General features: G+C 67.0%; 19 protein-coding genes and 1 tRNA gene. 14 read left to right on the forward strand and 6 right to left on the reverse strand.

What is annotated here, in order from left to right:
- The first annotated feature begins 90 nt into the window (after positions 1-90).
- A complete protein-coding gene (locus tag N5C25_RS00050) occupies positions 91-465 on the forward strand; it encodes a DUF3592 domain-containing protein (protein WP_021204514.1) in 375 nt (124 codons plus the stop codon).
- A 334-nt stretch (positions 466-799) separates the two neighbouring features.
- On the opposite strand, the gene N5C25_RS00055 is transcribed toward N5C25_RS00050, so the two are convergent.
- Positions 800-892, reverse strand: a tRNA-Ser gene (locus N5C25_RS00055).
- Positions 893-1,035: 143 nt separating this feature from the next.
- Here N5C25_RS00055 and dnaX point away from each other — a divergent pair.
- The 4 genes from dnaX to N5C25_RS00075 all read left to right on the forward strand — a co-directional run bounded on the left by dnaX (position 1,036) and on the right by N5C25_RS00075 (position 4,549).
- Entirely contained in the window at positions 1,036-3,084 is a 2,049-nt protein-coding gene (dnaX, locus tag N5C25_RS00060) for a DNA polymerase III subunit gamma/tau (RefSeq protein WP_279936105.1), read from the forward strand.
- Positions 3,085-3,090: 6 nt separating this feature from the next.
- Positions 3,091-3,411 carry a YbaB/EbfC family nucleoid-associated protein gene (locus N5C25_RS00065; protein ID WP_019659509.1) on the forward strand — a complete coding sequence of 107 codons (321 nt, stop codon included), beginning with the start codon at positions 3,091-3,093 and terminating at the stop codon, positions 3,409-3,411.
- A gap of 111 nt (positions 3,412-3,522) precedes the next feature.
- Positions 3,523-4,122 (forward strand): recombination mediator RecR, encoded by a 600-nt coding sequence (gene recR, locus N5C25_RS00070; RefSeq protein WP_058979448.1) that lies wholly within the window; start codon positions 3,523-3,525, stop codon positions 4,120-4,122.
- A 67-nt stretch (positions 4,123-4,189) separates the two neighbouring features.
- Positions 4,190-4,549 (forward strand): histidine triad nucleotide-binding protein, encoded by a 360-nt coding sequence (locus N5C25_RS00075; protein ID WP_005408300.1) that lies wholly within the window; start codon positions 4,190-4,192, stop codon positions 4,547-4,549.
- A 76-nt stretch (positions 4,550-4,625) separates the two neighbouring features.
- On the opposite strand, the gene N5C25_RS00080 is transcribed toward N5C25_RS00075, so the two are convergent.
- From N5C25_RS00080 to N5C25_RS00095, 4 genes are read right to left on the reverse strand one after another with little or no spacing between them, the layout of a single operon-like run.
- Positions 4,626-5,153: a Slp family lipoprotein gene (locus tag N5C25_RS00080; protein WP_019659507.1), complete on the reverse strand. Its 528-nt coding sequence runs from the start codon at positions 5,151-5,153 to the stop codon at positions 4,626-4,628.
- Complete coding sequence (locus N5C25_RS00085; RefSeq protein ID WP_262214649.1) at positions 5,150-7,099, reverse strand: DUF3488 and transglutaminase-like domain-containing protein; 1,950 nt, start codon at positions 7,097-7,099, stop codon at positions 5,150-5,152. The genes N5C25_RS00080 and N5C25_RS00085 overlap by 4 nt, the downstream gene beginning before the upstream one ends.
- Complete coding sequence (locus N5C25_RS00090; protein ID WP_032955142.1) at positions 7,092-8,015, reverse strand: DUF58 domain-containing protein; 924 nt, start codon at positions 8,013-8,015, stop codon at positions 7,092-7,094. The genes N5C25_RS00085 and N5C25_RS00090 overlap by 8 nt, the downstream gene beginning before the upstream one ends.
- Before the next feature lie 23 nt (positions 8,016-8,038).
- The gene (locus N5C25_RS00095; RefSeq protein ID WP_019659504.1) at positions 8,039-8,992 is read right to left on the reverse strand and encodes an AAA family ATPase; all 954 of its coding nucleotides are present in this window, start codon (positions 8,990-8,992) and stop codon (positions 8,039-8,041) included.
- A 42-nt stretch (positions 8,993-9,034) separates the two neighbouring features.
- On the opposite strand from N5C25_RS00095, the gene N5C25_RS00100 reads away from it, so the two are divergent.
- The gene (locus N5C25_RS00100; protein WP_058979444.1) at positions 9,035-10,870 is read left to right on the forward strand and encodes a glycosyltransferase family 39 protein; all 1,836 of its coding nucleotides are present in this window, start codon (positions 9,035-9,037) and stop codon (positions 10,868-10,870) included.
- A 100-nt stretch (positions 10,871-10,970) separates the two neighbouring features.
- On the opposite strand, the gene N5C25_RS00105 is transcribed toward N5C25_RS00100, so the two are convergent.
- A complete protein-coding gene (locus N5C25_RS00105) occupies positions 10,971-11,540 on the reverse strand; it encodes a Maf family nucleotide pyrophosphatase (protein ID WP_019659502.1) in 570 nt (189 codons plus the stop codon).
- Between the two features lie 113 nt (positions 11,541-11,653).
- On the opposite strand from N5C25_RS00105, the gene N5C25_RS00110 reads away from it, so the two are divergent.
- The 8 genes from N5C25_RS00110 (at position 11,654) to fabF (ending at position 18,107) form a co-directional block, all read left to right on the forward strand.
- The gene (locus N5C25_RS00110) at positions 11,654-12,163 is read left to right on the forward strand and encodes a YceD family protein (RefSeq protein ID WP_019659501.1); all 510 of its coding nucleotides are present in this window, start codon (positions 11,654-11,656) and stop codon (positions 12,161-12,163) included.
- 107 nt (positions 12,164-12,270) lie between these two features.
- The gene (gene rpmF, locus N5C25_RS00115; RefSeq protein WP_005408308.1) at positions 12,271-12,465 is read left to right on the forward strand and encodes a 50S ribosomal protein L32; all 195 of its coding nucleotides are present in this window, start codon (positions 12,271-12,273) and stop codon (positions 12,463-12,465) included.
- Positions 12,466-12,556: 91 nt separating this feature from the next.
- Positions 12,557-13,534, forward strand: a complete 978-nt coding sequence (locus N5C25_RS00120; RefSeq protein ID WP_019659500.1) for a beta-ketoacyl-ACP synthase III — start codon at positions 12,557-12,559, stop codon at positions 13,532-13,534.
- 76 nt (positions 13,535-13,610) lie between these two features.
- Positions 13,611-14,393 (forward strand): serine/threonine protein kinase, encoded by a 783-nt coding sequence (locus N5C25_RS00125; protein WP_019659499.1) that lies wholly within the window; start codon positions 13,611-13,613, stop codon positions 14,391-14,393.
- A 147-nt stretch (positions 14,394-14,540) separates the two neighbouring features.
- Entirely contained in the window at positions 14,541-15,485 is a 945-nt protein-coding gene (fabD, locus tag N5C25_RS00130) for an ACP S-malonyltransferase (RefSeq protein ID WP_279936113.1), read from the forward strand.
- Positions 15,486-15,566: 81 nt separating this feature from the next.
- The gene (gene fabG, locus N5C25_RS00135; RefSeq protein ID WP_005408312.1) at positions 15,567-16,310 is read left to right on the forward strand and encodes a 3-oxoacyl-ACP reductase FabG; all 744 of its coding nucleotides are present in this window, start codon (positions 15,567-15,569) and stop codon (positions 16,308-16,310) included.
- 152 nt (positions 16,311-16,462) lie between these two features.
- Positions 16,463-16,702 (forward strand): acyl carrier protein, encoded by a 240-nt coding sequence (gene acpP / locus N5C25_RS00140; RefSeq protein WP_005415509.1) that lies wholly within the window; start codon positions 16,463-16,465, stop codon positions 16,700-16,702.
- Positions 16,703-16,844: 142 nt separating this feature from the next.
- A complete protein-coding gene (fabF, locus tag N5C25_RS00145; protein ID WP_019659496.1) occupies positions 16,845-18,107 on the forward strand; it encodes a beta-ketoacyl-ACP synthase II in 1,263 nt (420 codons plus the stop codon).
- The last annotated feature ends 18 nt before the right edge of the window (positions 18,108-18,125 follow it).

Consider the following 18,125-nt stretch of genomic DNA (forward strand, 5'->3'; position numbering starts at 1 on the left):
GGCAGGATCCGCCGGCCCCATTCGTCTTCCTGCCTGCAACGGAGCTGCCCAGTGACGCCCGACCCTTCTCTTTCCCGGACTGCCCAGCTCATGCGCGGTCTGCTGTTTGGCGCGGTGGGCCTGTTGAGCCTTGCCGTGGCCGCCCTCGAGGTGACGCATCGTCTTGAGTTCCTGGAGGTCGCGCAGGCCGTTGATGGCCAGGTCGAGCGTCTGAACGCCGGCGGATCGCATCCGCAGGTCGCGTTCACCACCGCGACCGGCCAACGCATCTCGTACCCGCAGGGCGGCATGATTTTCGGCTATGAGCCTGGGCAGCCGGTACGCGTGCTGTACGACCCGGCGCGACTGCGGCTGGAGCCGGTCCTGGATACGTTCGGTGCGTTGTGGGGAATGACGGTCGTGTGGGTGCTGCTGGGGCTGGCGTTCGTCGGCGCCTGCGTGCGGGGACTGCTCCGGCGCAGATGACTCGCGGCCGATCGCGCGCCGTCGGCGGGCGGGCCGTTGGACCGGCCACGGCGGCAGCGCCTGTTCAGTCCGGCAGTGCCTGCGGCGATTGCCGACAGTCAAATGAAAAAGCCGCCCACTGGGCGGCTTCTTCATTTATCTGGCGGAGAGAGGGGGATTGTCGGGTGCATCCCTGCACCCGATCCCGATGCGCGTTGCGCCCCGGGACCAGCCTGCGGCTGTCCGGTTCTGCTCCTGCAGAACCGTCGAACCCCGGCGGGGCTTCTCACCACCCATCCCATCCGCCAGACAAACGCAAAAGGGCCACCCTGTGGGCGGCCCTTTTGCGTTTGTCTGGCGGAGAGAGGGGGATTCGAACCCCCGAAGCGCGGTTTAGACGCTTACACACTTTCCAGGCGTGCTCCTTCAACCACTCGGACACCTCTCCGGATCCCTGCCACCGGCAAACGCCTCAGCAGGGGCGCAGATTCTAGCGGGCGGCGCGGCCGGACACAAGCGCCCAGATCACGGACGCATCCGGGCGCATTGTTGGCGAGGGGGCTGGACAGGCATGGCACAATGGAACATCCGATGGAAAACGGTGGCCTGATGTCCTACCTCGTCCTTGCCCGCAAGTGGCGTCCGAAGCGTTTTGCCGAGCTGGTGGGCCAGGAACACGTGGTCCGTGCGCTCAGCAACGCGTTGGACAGCGGCCGTGTCCACCACGCGTTCCTGTTCACCGGTACCCGCGGCGTGGGCAAGACCACCATCGCGCGCATCTTCGCCAAGTCGCTGAACTGCGAGCAGGGCACCAGCGCCGACCCGTGCGGCCAGTGCGCGGCCTGCCTGGACATCGACGCCGGCCGCTACATCGACCTGCTGGAAATCGATGCCGCGTCCAACACCGGCGTGGATGACGTGCGCGAGGTGATCGAGAACGCGCAGTACATGCCGTCGCGCGGCAAGTACAAGGTCTACCTGATCGACGAAGTGCACATGCTGTCCAAGGCGGCGTTCAATGCGCTGCTGAAGACGCTGGAAGAACCGCCGGAGCACGTGAAGTTCCTGCTGGCCACCACCGACCCGCAGAAGCTGCCGGTCACCGTGCTCAGCCGCTGCCTGCAGTTCAACCTCAAGCGCCTGGACGAGGATCAGATCCAGGGCCAGATGACGCGCATCCTGGCGGCAGAAGAGATCGAGGCAGAGGGCAGTGCCATCGTACAGCTGGCCAAGGCCGCTGACGGCAGCCTGCGCGACGGCCTGTCGCTGCTGGACCAGGCGATCGCCTATGCCGGCGGCGCGCTGCGCGAGGACGTGGTGCGCACCATGCTGGGCACGGTCGATCGCACCCAGGTGGCGGCGATGCTCGATGCGCTGGCCGAGGGCGATGGCCCGCGCCTGCTGCAGGTGGTGGCCGCGCTGGCCGAATTCTCACCGGACTGGAGTGGCGTGCTGGAAGCGCTGGCCGAAGGCCTGCACCGCATCCAGGTGCAGCAGCTGGTACCGGGTGCGGCCGCTGCCGAAGGCCTGGACGCCGTCGCATTCGCCGAGCGCCTGCGCCCGGAAGTGGTGCAGCTCTGGTACCAGATGGCGCTGAATGGCCGGCGCGACCTGCCGTTGGCGCCGAGCCCGCGCGCAGGTTTCGAAATGACCGTGCTGCGGATGCTGGCATTCCGCCCGGCCGTAGCAGTCCCGCCGGTACCGAAGTCGGTGGATGGTGCAGGCAATGCGCCGGGTGGCAATGCGGCCGGTGGTGGCACCGGTGCGGGTACCCACGAAGCGATGCCGGCGACTGCCGCCGCTTCGGCAAGCCCGGCCGTGGTGGCGCAGGTGGCCGCTCCGGTGCAGGCCGCGCCGCGCGAACCTGAACCCGAACCCGAGCCGGCCCCGCAACCCGAACCGGACCCGACGCCGGAGCCCGAGCCGGTTCCGGTGGAAGAGCCTGTGCAGCCGCCGCCGATGAAGGCCGAGGCCGCTCCACCGGCTGCTGAAGCGGAAGCGGGCGACGACCTGCCGCCGTGGGCCACCGACGAAACCGAGGCGCGTGACGAGGCGCTGGCGGCCGAGATGGCGGGGCCAGACGCCGCCATGGTCGCGCCCTGGCATGAGCCGCCGGCTCCCGTCGTGGCTCCCAGCGAGCCTGCACCGCCCGAGCGCCCGTTCCGCACTGAAGGCATTGCCATCGCGCCGGCCGAGCCCGCGCCAGTGCAGGGGGCCGCGCCGCTGGAAGGTGTCAGCGACCTGGCCACGGCCGAGGACTGGCTGGATCTGGTGGACAACAGCGGCCTCAGCGGCCCGTCGCGGCAGCTGGCGGCCAACGCTGCCTTCATCAGTTGCCAGCACGGGACCTTGAAACTGGGCCTTTCGCCCGGATTTGAGTACCTGCGCTCTGAGCGTGCGCTGGCCGCCCTGGGCGAGATGCTGGAGAAAGCCCTTGGCCAGGCCCCGAAGATCGTGGTCGAGACCGTGGAGATCGAGCACGTTCCGGCCGAGACCCTGCATCAGCGTGCCGACCGCCAGCGTAGTGAGCGGCAGCAGGTGGCAGAGGCTGTTTTCATGGACGATCCGGAGGTGCAGATGCTGATCCAACAGCACGGTGCCCGGGTTGTTTCCGATTCCATCCGTTCTTTTGACGAGTAAGAGACTATGCGCGGCAACATCGCCCAACTGATGCAGCAGGCCCAGAAGATGCAGGAGAACCTGCAGAAGGCCCAGGAAGAAATCGCAAGGATCGAAGTGACCGGCAGTGCCGGTGGCGGCATGGTCAGCGTGACCCTGACCGGCGCCAAGGAATGCCGCAAGGTGCGCATCGACCCGTCGCTGACCAGCGACCCGGAGATGCTGGAAGACCTGATCGCTGCCGCCTTCAACGATGCTTCGAACAAGATCGATGCCGAGTCGAAGTCGAAGATGGGTTCGGCCACCGCTGGCATGCAGTTGCCGCCGGGCATGAAGCTGCCGTTCTGATTCTTGGCGGGGCGCCTGCTGCTGAAGGCGCCCGCTGCAACCCTCAGTCGAGCATGGCTCGACTCTACACGTAGCTGTCGAGCTTGCTCGACGCCATCAAAGCACACCGCCGTGTCCGCACCCCTGCTTGAACAATTGATCGACGCGCTGCGGGTGCTGCCTGGCGTGGGCCAGAAGACGGCGCAGCGCATGGCCTACCACCTGCTAGAGCGCGAGCGCGAAGGTGGCCAGCGCCTGGCCCAGACCCTGGCGCTGGCGGTGGAGCGCATCGGCCACTGTGCGCAGTGCCGCGATTTCAGCGAAACCGAGCTGTGCCCGACCTGTGCCAACGGCAGCCGCGAGCGCAGCCAGCTGTGCGTGGTCGAATCGCCGGCCGACCGCCTGGCCATCGAAAACGCCACCGGCTTCCGCGGTGTCTACTTCGTGCTGCAGGGGCGACTGTCGCCGCTCGATGGCGTCGGCCCGCGCGAACTGGGCCTGGAGCAGCTGGAGCGACGGCTGGCCGAAGGCGAGGTGCAGGAGCTGATCATCGCCACCAGCGCCACTGTCGAGGGCGAGGCCACCGCGCATTACCTGGCGCAGCTGGCGCGCGCACGCAAGGTACAGCCCAGCCGCCTGGCGCAGGGCCTGCCGCTGGGCGGCGAGCTCGAATACGTTGATCGTGGCACGCTGTCGCACGCGTTCGGTACGCGCAGCGAATTCCGCGATTGAGCAACGGCCGGACGTGGCCGGGCGTGGGCGGCCTACAATGCGGGAGACATCTCCGCCGAGGCCGACCATGAGCAACGAAACCCTTTTCAGCAAGATCATCCGTCGTGAGATCCCGGCCACCATCGTCTACGAGGATGACGAGGTGCTGGGCTTCAAGGACATCGCACCGCAGGCGCCGGTGCATGTGCTGTTCATCCCGAAGAACGAGATCATTCCGACCCTGGATGACCTGCAGCCCTCGCAGGCGCACCTGATCGGCAAACTGGCCCTGGCCGCTGCCGAGTACGCGCGCCGCGAGGGCTTCGCGCAGGACGGCTACCGCATCGTGATGAACTGCCGTGAGCATGCCGGGCAGACCGTGTTCCATATCCATATGCACCTGCTGGCGGGGGCACCGCTGGGGCATTTCGGTGCGCCTGGGCGTTGAAGCCCCTGTCCACGCCATGCGTGGATGAAAAAGGCCGCCCGAGGGCGGCCTTTCCGTCATGCCTGTGCGGTGGCGATCACCACCAGCCCCAGCGGCCATAGCCGCCCCAGTAAGGGCCCCACGGACCCGGACCCCACGGGCCATAGGGGTAGGGCACCACATCGACCTGGCGCTGTTCCGGCCACAGGTAGATGACATCGGCCGCCAGCTTCGGCAGGCGATAGTCGTACTCGCCGATGCGGGTGTTCTGGTAGCCGTCGATCTTGCCGATGAAGGTGACGTCACGACCGGCCTCGAACACCGCCGGGTCGTAGAAGCCGGCACGGCAGGCGATGAAGCGGCCGTCGCTGGCATCGGACGAGGTGGTGTTCGGGCGGCCACTGCCATTGAGCGGGCGCGAGATGATCTGGAAGCAGGTCTCGCCCTGGCCAGGCTTGGTTTCGATGATGCGACCGCCCCAACGGACCGGCGTGCCGACCTGCTGGGTAGCGACCGAGTCGCGAGGAGAGACCAGGCTGAACTGTCCCTGCAGCGGCTTCGGGGCCGTGGCGCAGGCCGACAGGGCCAGCGTGGCCACAGCGGTGAGGAGGAACTTGGTGTTCATGGGGAGGCTCCGGAAGTCGGGCGATGCCTGCGCAGGTCCCGCAATAATGAGGCGAGGTCGTTGCAAGTTCCAGCGTAGCGCGCGTCGGCGAAACGCTGGCTGAGCGCGAGCAGGGTCGGGTCGGGTCGCTGCCGGTGAACCCGCTGTGCCCAGTGCTGTGCGGTTTCGTGCGGTTCTCGGGCCAGGCCGAGGCGGGCGTAGCGTCGCCCGAGGCGATGCCAGGCGCGCAGCAGCGGGTCGCGTTCGCGCTCGCCGCGGGCCAGCAGCCAGGCCATCCACGCCAGTGCCAGCAGGGCGGCCACGACGAAGCCGGCGACCAGCTGCCCGGGACCCAGATCGTCCAGCCCGAAAGGCTTGAGCAGTTGCTGCTGGCGGCGCGCATCGAAGGACAGCACCAGATCGTTCCAGCCGCGGCGCAGCCAATCCCCCATCTGGCCCAGCTGCAGCCACCGCTGTCGCAGTGGTGTGTCCGTGCCGGCCTGCAGGCGGTCGTCCAGCGTGTCCAGGATGCGTTCCGGTGCCACGGCCGCCGTCGGGTCTACCCGTACCCAGCCGCGCTGCGGCAGCCACACCTCGGCCCAGGCGTGGGCATCCATCCGCCGCACCACCCAGTAGTCGCCGATGCGGTTGCGGGTGCCGCCGGCGAAACCGGTCACCACCCGCGCGGGTACACCCGCGTTGCGCATCAGCACCACGAAAGCCGAGCTGAAGTGTTCACAGAAGCCGGCCTTGTAGCCGAACAGGAACTCGTCGATCGGGTCGCGCCCCGCCGCCGGGGTATCCAGCGTGTACGAGAAATCCGTGGTGATCCACTGCAGCGCGCGGCGCACGATGGCCTCGTCATCACCGCCGGCGTCCTGTCGCCATTGCTGGGCCAGGGTGGCGGTGCGCGGGTTGAAGCCGGCCGGCAGCTGCAGCGTCGCGCGGCGCAGAAGGGGCGACAGCGTGCTGTCGAACTGCCGTGGAGGGGCCGAATGCAATCGCCAGCGGCTGAGCGAGGCCAGCGGGCGTTCGCTGCGCAGGCTCATGTCCGCATCCAGCATGCTGCCCGCAGGCGCACCGCTGGGCAGGTCCAGCGCCACAAGCTGGCGGCGGTCAGTCGGCTCGTAGTCGATCTGGTAATCCCAGCCCTGTGTACCGGCTTCAACCACCGCAGCAGGTCGCCGCGCGCTCGCAGGCTCGCGTGTCCAGCGCCGTCCATCGAAGGCGGTCAGTACAGGGCCGCGCCAGTAGCGCTGCGCCGGCTCGGGTGGGGCACCGAAGAACTGCACGCGCAACGCCGGGGTGTCGTCGGCCATCAGGTCCAGCCACTGGCCGGGTTCCATGCTGTCGGACAGCCCCGGTGTACCCACGGCGCGCTCGGGAACGCCCCACAGTGGCGTGGCAAGGCGCGGGAACAGCCAGAAGCAGGCCAATGCCAGCGGCAGGCCGATCGCCAGCAGGCGGCCGACACCACGCAGCTGCCCGTGCAACGGCAGGCGGCCAGCATGGCCTTCATCCTGGGCCAGGCGTTGCAGGGCGAGCAGTGCGCTGACCCCGGCCAGCGCGGCCAGTGCTGTTGTCAGCGGCCCCTGGTCGAGCAGGAATGCTGCAAAGGGCGAGAACAGCGCAAAGCCGAGCAGACTGCGGGCATCACGCAGGCTGCGCAGCTCGCTGGACTTGATCGCCAGCATCGCGGCCAGCAGCGCGCAACCGGTGTCGCGTCCTGGGCGCACCATGCCCATCTGCCAGACGATGGCGCCGAGCATGGCCAGCACCAGCAGCAGGCGCACCGGCATCGGCAGCACTGTCCGCCGCGACAGGGCGGCGGTGAAAATCGCCGCCAGCGCGATCACGCCCGCCAGCAGTGGCGGCAGCTGCAGCAGCAGCGGCAACAGAGCCAGCGCCGCGCTGGCCAGGGTCCAGTTGCGGGCGTTGCGGTCGAGCAGCTCCGGGGTCTCAGTCATGCGGCATCAGCGCCAGCGCGCGCAGGCACAGGTGGTGGTGGCTGGCGCCCTGTCCGGGCCCGAACGGCGGGTGTGCAGGCAGCAACAGGGTGTAGCGGCGGCCCTCGCGCTCGGCTACATCCACCCAGCGCGCCAATCGAGCGATGCGTGCTTCTTGGCCCAGCGGCGCCAATGCGCGCCAGTCGAGGACTACTTCGATGCCGACCGGTTTTTCGTACTCGCGCACCAGCAGGCTGTCGCGGCGTGCCGAGTGCTTCCAGGAAATGCTGCGCGGCGCATCGCCCGCCCGGTAGGGGCGCAGCTGATGCAGTTCCTCGCCGCTGGCGTGGGCACGGGTATGCAGCGGATCGCTGCCGCTCTCCGGCAGTGCAGGCGCCAGGGCTTCGGCCAGTGGGTAGACCAGCAGCGGCTGTTCCGGCCACACCCACGACCACGCCCGCACCAGGCCCAGGGGCTGGGTCGTGGACAGGCGGATACGTGGAAGCTCCAGCCAGCCCCGGCGTTCGCTGGGAACCTCCAGTTCCACTTCACCACGGCCGTGTGCAGGCAGCGAGGTCCAGGCCTGGCTGTCGCCCAGCTGGAGATGAAGGCCGTGCCGCGCACGCGGATCCCGCAGAGAGAGGTCCACGCGCAGGCGCAAGGGTTGCCCGGCCGGTACCGGCTCGGCGGAGATCGCGTCGATCTGTACGCCGGACAACTGGAGATGCGCGGCAATGGCACTGGCGATTGCCGCTGCCGCCAGCAGCAGGGCCAGCAGCAGGGCGGGATTGTTGTTGTAGTTCAGCGCGCCCAGCAGCATGGCTGCCAGCAGGATTGCAACGAACAGGCCGAAGCGGGTGGGCAGCACATAGATGCGATGGCGATCCAGTCGCTTCGGCAAGGCTTCGGGCCTGCGCGGCCGAGCCAGCAGCTGCATGCGTGCCCAGCGTGTGGCCACGTTCAATCCACCGCGACGGTCTGCAGGATCGCGCGTGCCAATGCCGGCCCCGAACTGGATTCGGCTTCCGCCACCAACCGGTGGCCGGCCACGGCGACGAACAGCGTCTGCACGTCCTCCGGCACCACATGCGCGCGACCCAGCAGCAGAGCATGTGCTCTGGCTGCACGCAGCAGCGCCAGGCCGGCACGCGGCGACAGGCCGACGCGCACGCCTGCGTGCTGGCGGCTGCGGGTCAGCAGGGCCTGCACATAGTCGATCAGCGCGTCGCTGGCATGCACCTGGTTCACCGCGTCGCGCAACGTGCGCACCTGGGTGTCATCCAGCTTCGGCACGGCCCGCGCGATCAGGTCGCGGCGGTCGCTGCCACGCAGCAGCTCGCGCTCGGCCTGGGCGCTGGGATAGCCCATCGCCAGCCGCAGCAGGAAGCGATCCAGCTGTGAATCCGGCAGCGGGAAGGTGCCTGACAGGTCCACCGGGTTCTGTGTGGCGATGACGAAGAAAGGGTCCGGCAGCGGGTGCGTCTGCCCGTCCAGGGTGACCTGCTGCTCGGCCATCGCTTCCAGCAACGCGCTCTGCGTGCGCGGGGGGGCGCGATTGATCTCGTCGGCCAGCAGTACGTGGGTGAATACCGGGCCTGGGTGGAACTGGAACTGGCGGCTGCCGGCTTCATACACCGACACGCCCAGCACATCGGCGGGCAACAGGTCTGAGGTGAACTGCACGCGCTGGAAACTGAGGCCCAGGCTGCTGGCCAGCGCATGCGCCAGCGTGGTCTTGCCCAGGCCGGGCAGGTCTTCGATCAGCAGGTGGCCGCCGGACAGCAATGCGACGAAGGCCAGCCTGACTTCCGGCACCTTGCCCAGCACCAGTGCGTTGACCTGATCCTGTGCCTCCCGCAGGGCCTGACGCAATTGATCGGTTAGCATGCTGGGATTGGGGGACGAGGCTGGCATGATCGTCTCAGATCTGGAATCCACTCGATTATCCATAGAGCAATGCAAGGCGAACAGCGCGCACGGACGATATTTCTCTGGTTATGGACGCTGGTCACAGCGGCCAAGCTGATCGTTGCCGCGCGCCTGCCGCTGTTCGTCGACGAAGCGTTCTATTGGCAGGAAGGCCAGCATCTGGCCGCAGCCTATTCGGACCTGCCCGGGCTGACCGCGTGGCTGGCCCGGCTGGGCGTTGAGATCGGTGGCCATCACGTGCTCGCGTTGCGCCTGCCATTCCTGGCCATCGGTGCGCTGCTGCCGCTGCTGGTGGTGCGCACGGCCACGCGCTGGTTCGGCAACGTGGCCGGTTGGCAGGCGGGCAGCCTCACGCTGTTGATGCCGTTGTCGGCGACGCTGGGCCTGCTGGCGGTGCCGGACGTGCCGATGGCACTGGCGGCGGTGATCTGCCTGCATGCCGGCGCGCGCCTGCTGCACAACGTGGATGCCTCCTCGGCGATGAAGCTGGCGCTGGGCCTGTTGATCGGTGCGCTCAGCCATTACCGCTTCATCGGTGTCATCGGCGTGGGTTTCATTGCGCTGCTGGCATTGCCGCAGGGGAGGCGCATGCTGGCCGATCCGCGCGTATGGGTCGCGTTGGCGGTGGGCGTGCTGGCGTGGCTGCCACTGCTGGCGTGGAATGCGGACAACCACGATGCCGGGCTGAAATTCCAGGTGGTCGAGCGTCATCCCTGGGCCTTCGAATGGGGCGGGCTGTGGTTCCTGGTGATCCAGCCGATGCTGGTGACGCCGATCCTGTGCATGGCGATGTGGAAGGTGGCGCTGGCAGGAACCCGGAGCGGTGGCGGCGCGCGCGTGCAGTGGCGCTATTTCGGCCTGGTGGGCGGCGTATCCACGCTGGGCATTTTCGTGCTCGGCTTCTTTACTGACGTCGAGCGGATCAGTTTCCACTGGCCGCTGCCGGGTTACCTCGCACTGCTGGTGGCGGTGCCGGTGGTGCTCAACGGCTGGCCGCGCTGGCTGCGCCGCACCGGCTGGTGGTTGGCCGGTGCGGGCATGGTGCTGGCCTTCGGCTACTACCTGATGGCCTCCACGCCGGCACTGCGCGAGCAGATGGCCGGCAGCAAGTACTACCCGCGCAATTTCGCCGGCTGGCAACCCCTGGCGGTAGCGGTGCGCGAGGAGTTGCGGCAGATGCCGCAAGGGACACGCGTGCTGGCCGGCAACTTCAAGGTCGGCGCTGAACTGGGTTTCCAGCTGGGCAATGGCAACATCGAGGTGCTGCCGCATCCGCTCAATGACAAGCATGGCCGCACCGCACAGCTGGCACAGTGGGGCCTGCTGCATCAGGGCGAGCGCACGGCGCCGATGCTGCTCGTGCTGTCACCCAGCGACCAGCGCTATCGCGAACTGCTGGCGCGCTATCACGTCATCTGCGATCAGGTGGGGCCGCTGCCTGCGCCACGCGTGGTCAGCAGTGATCACGGATTCCAGCGCTTCCTGTTGTTCCGCCTGCCGGTGCAGCGCGCGCAAGGGCCGTGCGTGACGCCGGCGATGGCGTGGCTGGATGCGCCGTCCAACGGCGAGAAGGTGTCCGGCACGCTCGCGATCAAGGGCTGGGCGTTCAAGGATGGCGTCGGCCTGGCGCGGGTTGAAGTGCTGGTCGATGGCCGCTCCATCGGTGATGCCCGCTACGGGCGTGTGTTCGACGTGCGCCACACCTGGCCGGACAGTACCGATCCGCAGCATCCGGCGGTGGGCTTCGACGCATCGTTGGATACCACCACGCTGGCTCCGGGCAAGCACTGGCTCGGGCTGCGCCTGCATGGCCGCGATGGCAGCGTGGAGGCGTGGCAGGAGCAGCCGTTCGAGGTTCGTTGAGGTCCTCTGGTCCTGTAGAGCCGAGCCCATGCTCGGCTGCTTCTGCTTCAGATGCAGGCAGCCTCAAAAAAACAGCCGGGCATGGGCTCGGCTCTACCGTTCACGGCACCGCGAAACCTGCCCTGCGCAGCAATCCGCATAGCGTGATCAGCGGCAGGCCGATCAGCGCGGTCGGGTCGCGGTTGTCGATGGCGTCGAACAGGCTGATGCCCAGGCCCTCGCATTTGAAGCTGCCGGCGCAGTCCAGCGGCTGTTCGGTGGCCACGTAGCGGGCGATCTCGTCCGGTTCCAGTGCGCGGAAGCGGACCTCGGTCAGATCGGTGGCCGTGAATGATGCTCCATCACGGCTGAGGCAGACGGCGGTATGGAAGTGCACGGTCTGCCCGGACATCGCCGCCAGCTGTGCGCAGGCGGCCTCGACCGTACCCGGTTTGCCCAGTGGCTGGCCGTTCAGGTCCGCGACCTGGTCCGAGCCGATCACCCACGCGCCGGGATGCCGGCACGCCACCTCGACCGCCTTGGTGGCGGCCAGGCGGGTGGCCAGGGCCAAGGGCGCTTCGTTGTTCAACGGGGTTTCATCCACCTCAGGGCGCGCGCAGTCGAAGGGCAGGCCCAGCCGCTGCAGCAGTTCACGGCGGTAGCGGGACGTGGAGGCCAGGACCAGTGACATGCGACAATACCGGGGCAGGGCGAAGCAGTCTGGCCCGTCTGCAGCGCCAGCGGCAAGTCCTGTATGGCGGGCATTTGACAGCCGCCGCCCCGATCCTTAGTATTCAGCGGCTTATGTCCGCGAACGTGCCCGAAACGCTGGATGCCTGGCGGATGGTTGTAGCGCGAAGGCGCTTCGACGGTCAGGTCTCCCTGGCTGAATTGACCCGCCTGCAGGGGTTGGTCGCAGATACCGACGGCGAGTGCGTCTACTCGCTTGAATTCGGTCGCGACGACGTCTTGCGGGTATCCTATGTGGAACTGACCATCGACACCGCGTTGCCGCTGACCTGTCAGCGCAGCATGCAGCGATTCCTGTTGCCGGTGAAGGTGACCCAGAGGCTTGGCCTGATCCGCGACGAGGACGAGGAATCGTCCCTGCCGGAGGAATACGAGGCGTTGCTGGTGCCGGAAGATGGCCAGCTGAAGCCGCTGGATCTGGTCGAGGACGAGCTGGTGCTGGCGGTGCCGGTGGTACCGCTGTCGCCCGACGGTGAAGCAGTCGACAAGGACTGGGCGCCGAGCGAAGAAGAAACAAAGAAGGCCAACCCGTTTGCGGCGTTGGCGGCATTGAAGAAACAATAGCAGCCGGTTGTCGTCGGCGGCTGCGGCGAAAGCGAAAAGTGTGCTGGGCGCTGGCGTCCTGTGCGACGAAACGACGAAGCAAAACGAACCGAGTTTGGAGCAATCCCATGGCTGTCCAGAAATCCCGTGTTACCCCGTCCCGCCGCGGCCAGCGCCGTTCGCATGACGCCCTGAGCGCCAAGCAGCTGTCGACCGACCCGACCACCGGCGAAGTGCATCTGCGTCACCACATCACTGCCGATGGTTTCTACCGCGGCAAGAAGGTCATCCAGACCAAGACCTCGGCCGTCGAAGAAGATTGATGTGCCGGGAAGGCCGCTGCCTCCGGGCAGCGGCCTTTGCCTTCTTTCCCGGGCGTGCCGGTGATCGGCGGCCCGCGCAACAGGAAACATGATGAGCAAGCGGATCTACTCGAGGATCGCGGGCACCGGCAGCTATTTGCCGGAAAAAGTCCTGACCAACGCCGACCTGGAAAAAATGGTCGAAACCTCGGACGAGTGGATCCAGTCGCGCACCGGCATTCGTGAACGGCACATCGCGGCCGAAGGCGAAACCACCAGCGACCTTGGCTACAACGCCGCCCTGCGCGCGCTGGAAGCCGCAGGCATCGACGCTTCGCAGCTCGACATGATCGTGGTCGGTACGACCACGCCTGACCTTATTTTCCCGTCCACCGCGTGCCTGATCCAGGCCAAGCTCGGTGTGGCCGGGTGCCCCGCCTTCGACGTCAACGCAGCCTGCTCGGGCTTCGTGTTCGCGCTGGGCGTGGCCGATAAATTCATCCGTTCCGGTGACTGCAAGCACGTGCTGGTGATCGGCACCGAAACGCTGACCCGCATGGTCGACTGGAACGATCGCACCACCTGCGTACTGTTCGGCGATGGCGCTGGCGCCGTCGTGCTCAAGGCCGACGAAGAGACCGGCATCCTCAGCACCCACCTGCATGCCGACGGCAGCAAGAAGGAACTGCTGTGGAACCCGGTCGGCGTCTCGAGCGGTTTCAAGGACGGCGCCAACGGTGGCGGCACCATCAACATGAAGGGCAACGACGTGTTCAAGTACGCCGTCAAGGCGCTGGACTCGGTCGTGGACGAGACCCTGGCCGCCAACGGCCTGGACAAGTCCGACCTGGATTGGCTGATTCCGCACCAGGCCAACCTGCGCATCATCGAAGCCACCGCCAAGCGCCTGGAGATGTCGATGGACCAGGTGGTGGTGACTGTCGACAAGCATGGCAATACCTCGTCCGGCTCGGTGCCGCTGGCGCTCGACGCCGCCGTGCGTTCGGGCAAGGTCGAGCGCGGCCAGCTGCTGCTGCTGGAGGCCTTCGGTGGTGGCTTCACGTGGGGTTCGGCTCTGTTGCGCTATTGATAGTGCAAGTTACGACAATGTGAAGCTTTGTCGTTGCGGCCCTCCGGGGCCGTAACGCGTTTAAGGAGGACCTGTCATGGTTGAGCCCATCGTCATCGAAGGGCAACGTGCCTGGCTGAAGCAGTACGGCAAGGGAAGCCGGGCGCTGGCCCTTGGCCTGCTCAATTTTGTTGCCCGTCGTTTCCACCTCGATGCCCTTCGTCCTCCTCCGCACCGTGGCGGCGACGCCGCACGCGAAACCGAGGCCCGCCGCCTTGCAGAACTGCAGGCGCAAGGTGTGAACGTGCCTGACGTGCTGGGCACCGGCCATGCCGCGCTGGTAATCGGCGACAACGGCAGCTCGTTCAATACCTGCCTGCGCCAGGCCGACGAGGCCGGTCGTGATCGGCTGGTCATGGCGGCGATGCAGGCCATTGCCGAAGCGCATGCGCGCGGCGCCTATTTCGGCCAGCCGTTGCCGCGCAACCTCACCTGGGATGGCGACAAGGTCGGTTTCATCGACTTCGAGGAAGATCCACTGGAAGTGATGGACCTGTCCGAAGCCCAGGCCCGTGACTGGCTGATGTTCGGCTATGGCGTGGCCAAGTACTATGCCGACCGCCCCGAGCACCTGCAGGCGATGATGGCCGAGGCGATGGGCGGTGCCCAGGCACCGGTGCGCGAGCACGTGCATGCGGTCAGTGGCCGCCTGCGCAGCCTGGCCAGGGTCTGCATGAAGCTGGGCCGGTCAGCGCGCGCGCTGGCCCATTCGATCTTCATCACCCACGGTGCCAGCACTGCGGGCGTGCTGATGCTGGTGGGCCTGTGCGTGGATTTCCTCGCCGACGGCGATCTGGACGTCCTGCAGCTGTTCTGCTGATCGTCGGCCGGGGTCAGATCCCATTTCCGGTGGAAAAGGGATCTGACCCTGTCATTGCTCCATACGCCTGCATACGCGCACGTACAGACGACACAGCGGATTCCCCCTTATCATGGCCCGCTTCGATTGCAACAAGCGGATGACCGCGTGACCGTATCCACCCTCGCTTTTGTCTTCCCCGGCCAGGGCTCGCAGTCTGTGGGCATGCTGGCCGAGCTGGCCGAACTGCACCCGCAGGTGCGTGAAGCCTTCACCGAGGCATCCGATGGTGCCGGTGTCGACCTGTGGGCGTTGTCCCAGGGCGGCCCGGAGGAAATGCTCAACCGTACCGAATACACCCAGCCGGCCCTGCTGGCCGCCAGCATCGGCGTGTGGCGCGCCTGGAACGCCGTGGGCGGTCCGCGCCCGTCGGTGCTGTCCGGCCACAGCCTGGGCGAGTACACCGCCCTGGTTGCCGCCGGCGCGCTGAGCCTGCATGACGGTGCGCACCTGGTGCGCCTGCGTGGCCAGCTGATGCAGGAAGCGGCGCCGGCCGGTGTCGGTGCCATGGCCGCCGTGCTCGGTGCCGAAGACCAGCTGGTGCTGGATGTCTGTGCCGAAGCCGCAGGCAGCCAGGTAGTGGTGCCGGCCAACTTCAATTCGCCGGGCCAGATCGTGATCGGTGGCGACGCCGATGCGGTCGACCGTGCGCTGGCGCTGCTGGCCGAGAAGGGCGTGCGCAAGGCGGTCAAGCTGGCCGTCAGCGTGCCCTCGCACACCCCGTTGATGCGCGAAGCCGCCAACCGCCTGGCCGAAGTGATGGCCGGCCTGTCCTGGCAGGCGCCGCAGCTGCCGGTGGTGCAGAACGTCGATGCCCAGGTGCACGACGGCGTGGACGCCATCCGCACCGCGCTGGTCCAGCAGCTGTACCAGCCGGTGCAGTGGACCGGGTGCGTGCAGGCGCTGGCCGCCCGCGGCATCACCCAGATCGCCGAGTGCGGCCCGGGCAAGGTGCTGACCGGCCTGGTCAAGCGCATCGACAAGGCCATCGACGGCCGTCCGCTGGCCACGCCGGGCGACTTAGAAGCCGCCCGCGAGGCATGGTCGGCCTGACCTTCCCTGTTCCTGCCGGCCGTACCGGTGGCCGCTGCAAGCGGCACGGTGCGGCGGCCGCTCCCGTCTGAGGAAAACATCATGAGCAAGCCCCTGCAGGGTGAAATCGCACTGGTCACCGGTGCCAGCCGTGGCATTGGCGCCGCCATCGCCGATCTGCTGGCCGCCCAGGGCGCCACCGTCATCGGCACCGCCACCACCGAATCCGGCGCCGCCGCGATCGGTGAGCGCCTGGCCGCCCACGGCGGTCACGGCCGCGCGCTGAACGTCACTGACGCCGCTGCGCTGGACAGCGTGCTCGATGGCATCGCCAAGGAATTCGGCCCGATCTCGATCCTGGTCAACAATGCCGGCATCACCCGCGACAACCTGCTGATGCGCATGAAGGACGAGGACTGGGCGTCGATCATCGACACCAACCTGACCAGCGTGTTCCGCACCAGCAAGGCGGTGATGCGCGGCATGATGAAGGCACGCAAGGGCCGCATCATCAACATCGCATCGGTGGTGGGCGTGACCGGCAACGCCGGCCAGGCCAACTACGCCGCGGCCAAGGCCGGCATCATCGGCTTCAGCAAGTCGCTGGCCAAGGAAATCGGTTCGCGCGGCGTCACCGTCAATGTTGTCGCACCTGGCTTCATCGACACCGACATGACCAAGGCGTTGCCGGAAGAAGCGCGCACCGCGCTGATCAACGACATCGCCCTCGAACGCCTGGGATCGCCGGAAGACATCGCCCATGCGGTGGCCTTCCTGGCCAGCCCGGCTGCCGGTTACATCACCGGCGAAACCCTCCATGTGAACGGCGGCATGTACATGCCGTAAGCAAGGGGCGCAGGGATTGCGCCGCAAGTGGTTGATCTGCGGGGGTTTTTGCTGCAATGCAAGGCCGCGCCGGTTTCCACTACACTATCCCACGGCCATCGCCCTTGATGGCGACCACTTTTGAACCACAACTCCATCTGGAGCGAGATCCCATGAGCACCATCGAAGAACGCGTCAAGAAAATCGTCGTCGAACAGCTTGGCGTCAAGGAAGAAGAAGTCACCAACAGCGCATCGTTCGTCGATGACCTGGGCGCTGACTCGCTGGACACCGTCGAGCTGGTGATGGCCCTGGAAGAAGAATTCGAGTGCGAGATCCCGGACGAAGAAGCCGAGAAGATCAGCACCGTGCAGGCCGCCATCGACTACATCAAGGCCCACGTCAAGGCCTGATGTCAGACGGCAGTGCGCGCGCGGGCTCACGCTCGCCGCGCACCGCACCCCATGGGGCCGCAGTTGCGGCCCCGTGTGTTTGGGCATCACACCGAAGCAAACCGTGTTACCCGATTGAACCTTCGGGTCAGGAGAATCAGCAATGAAGCGTCGCGTCGTCGTAACCGGCCTGGGTATCGTCTCGCCGTTGGGCAATGATCTGGCCAGCAGCTGGGAAGGCATCACCCACGGTCGTTCGGGCATCGGTCCGCTGACCAACATTTCTGATGCCTACCTGGATCGGTTCACCACCAAGATTGCAGGTGAGGTCAAGGGCTTTGACATCACCGCCGACAACGAACTGTTCGGCAAATTCCGGGTCAGCGGCAAGGATGCCAAGAAGATGGACCCGTTCATCCATTACGGCCTCGGTGCCTCCTTCATGGCCCTGCACGACTCGGGCCTGGAGATCACCGACGCCAATGCCGAGCGCATCGGTGCCATCGTCGGCGCCGGCATCGGCGGCCTGCTCGGCATCGAAGAGCAGACCATCGAGTTCCACGAGGGCAAGAAGATCTCGCCCTTCTACGTGCCCAAGACCATCATCAACATGCTGCCGGGCCAGCTGAGCATCATCACCGGCCTGAAGGGCCCGTCGTTCTCGGCGGTGTCGGCGTGCGCGACCTCGAACCATTCGATCGGTACCGCGATGCGCATGATCCAGTACGGCGACGCCGACGTGATGGTGGTCGGCGGTGCCGAACGTGGCTCCTCGCCGACCGCACTGGGTGGCTTCTGCGCGATGAAGGCCATGAGCACCCGCAATGACGCCCCGGAACAGGCTTCGCGCCCGTGGGACAAGGACCGTGACGGCTTCGTGCTGGGCGACGGCGCCGGCATCCTGATCCTGGAAGAGTACGAGCACGCCAAGGCGCGTGGCGCAAAGATCTACTGTGAACTGGCCGGCTTCGGCGCCAGCTCCGACGCGTACCACATGACCGCACCGAGCGAGAACGGCGAAGGCGCCGCGCGCTGCATGGTCATGGCCATGAAGGACGCGGGCGTGACCCCGGAACAGGTGGGTTACCTCAACGCGCACGGCACCTCCACGCCGCTGGGCGACCTGGGCGAGACCATGGCCATGAAGACCGCCTTCGGCGACCACGCCTACAAGATGATGGTCAGCTCCACCAAGTCGATGACCGGCCACCTGCTGGGCGCTGCTGGCGGCGTGGAAGCGATCTTCTCGGTGATGGCGCTGCAGGACAACGTCATTCCGCCGACCATCAACCTGCAGCAGCCGGGCGAGGGCTGCGACCTGGACTACGTGCCCAACGAAGCACGCCAGGCCAAGGTCGACGTGGTGATGTCCAATGGCTTCGGCTTCGGCGGCACCAACGGCACGCTGATCTTCAAGCGCGTCTGACCGAGTTGTAGCGTCGGG

This window comes from Stenotrophomonas sp. GD03958 (assembly GCF_029839005.1).
Taxonomy (GTDB): Bacteria; Pseudomonadota; Gammaproteobacteria; order Xanthomonadales; family Xanthomonadaceae; genus Stenotrophomonas; species Stenotrophomonas hibiscicola.

Excerpts from the sequence above, each read along its gene's own strand:
- N5C25_RS00050 (WP_021204514.1), top strand. The coding sequence starts at position 91 with ATGCGCGGTCTGCTGTTTGGCGCGGTGGGCCTGTTGAGCCTTGCCGTG.
- dnaX (WP_279936105.1), top strand. The coding sequence starts at position 1,036 with ATGGAAAACGGTGGCCTGATGTCCTACCTCGTCCTTGCCCGCAAGTGG.
- N5C25_RS00065 (WP_019659509.1), top strand. The coding sequence starts at position 3,091 with ATGCGCGGCAACATCGCCCAACTGATGCAGCAGGCCCAGAAGATGCAG.
- N5C25_RS00075 (WP_005408300.1), top strand. The coding sequence starts at position 4,190 with ATGAGCAACGAAACCCTTTTCAGCAAGATCATCCGTCGTGAGATCCCG.
- N5C25_RS00080 (WP_019659507.1), bottom strand. The coding sequence starts at position 5,153 with ATGAACACCAAGTTCCTCCTCACCGCTGTGGCCACGCTGGCCCTGTCG.
- N5C25_RS00085 (WP_262214649.1), bottom strand. The coding sequence starts at position 7,099 with ATGACTGAGACCCCGGAGCTGCTCGACCGCAACGCCCGCAACTGGACC.
- N5C25_RS00090 (WP_032955142.1), bottom strand. The coding sequence starts at position 8,015 with ATGCAGCTGCTGGCTCGGCCGCGCAGGCCCGAAGCCTTGCCGAAGCGA.
- N5C25_RS00095 (WP_019659504.1), bottom strand. The coding sequence starts at position 8,992 with ATGCCAGCCTCGTCCCCCAATCCCAGCATGCTAACCGATCAATTGCGT.
- N5C25_RS00100 (WP_058979444.1), top strand. The coding sequence starts at position 9,035 with ATGCAAGGCGAACAGCGCGCACGGACGATATTTCTCTGGTTATGGACG.
- N5C25_RS00105 (WP_019659502.1), bottom strand. The coding sequence starts at position 11,540 with ATGTCACTGGTCCTGGCCTCCACGTCCCGCTACCGCCGTGAACTGCTG.
- N5C25_RS00110 (WP_019659501.1), top strand. The coding sequence starts at position 11,654 with ATGTCCGCGAACGTGCCCGAAACGCTGGATGCCTGGCGGATGGTTGTA.
- rpmF (WP_005408308.1), top strand. The coding sequence starts at position 12,271 with ATGGCTGTCCAGAAATCCCGTGTTACCCCGTCCCGCCGCGGCCAGCGC.
- N5C25_RS00120 (WP_019659500.1), top strand. The coding sequence starts at position 12,557 with ATGAGCAAGCGGATCTACTCGAGGATCGCGGGCACCGGCAGCTATTTG.
- N5C25_RS00125 (WP_019659499.1), top strand. The coding sequence starts at position 13,611 with ATGGTTGAGCCCATCGTCATCGAAGGGCAACGTGCCTGGCTGAAGCAG.
- fabG (WP_005408312.1), top strand. The coding sequence starts at position 15,567 with ATGAGCAAGCCCCTGCAGGGTGAAATCGCACTGGTCACCGGTGCCAGC.
- acpP (WP_005415509.1), top strand. The coding sequence starts at position 16,463 with ATGAGCACCATCGAAGAACGCGTCAAGAAAATCGTCGTCGAACAGCTT.
- fabF (WP_019659496.1), top strand. The coding sequence starts at position 16,845 with ATGAAGCGTCGCGTCGTCGTAACCGGCCTGGGTATCGTCTCGCCGTTG.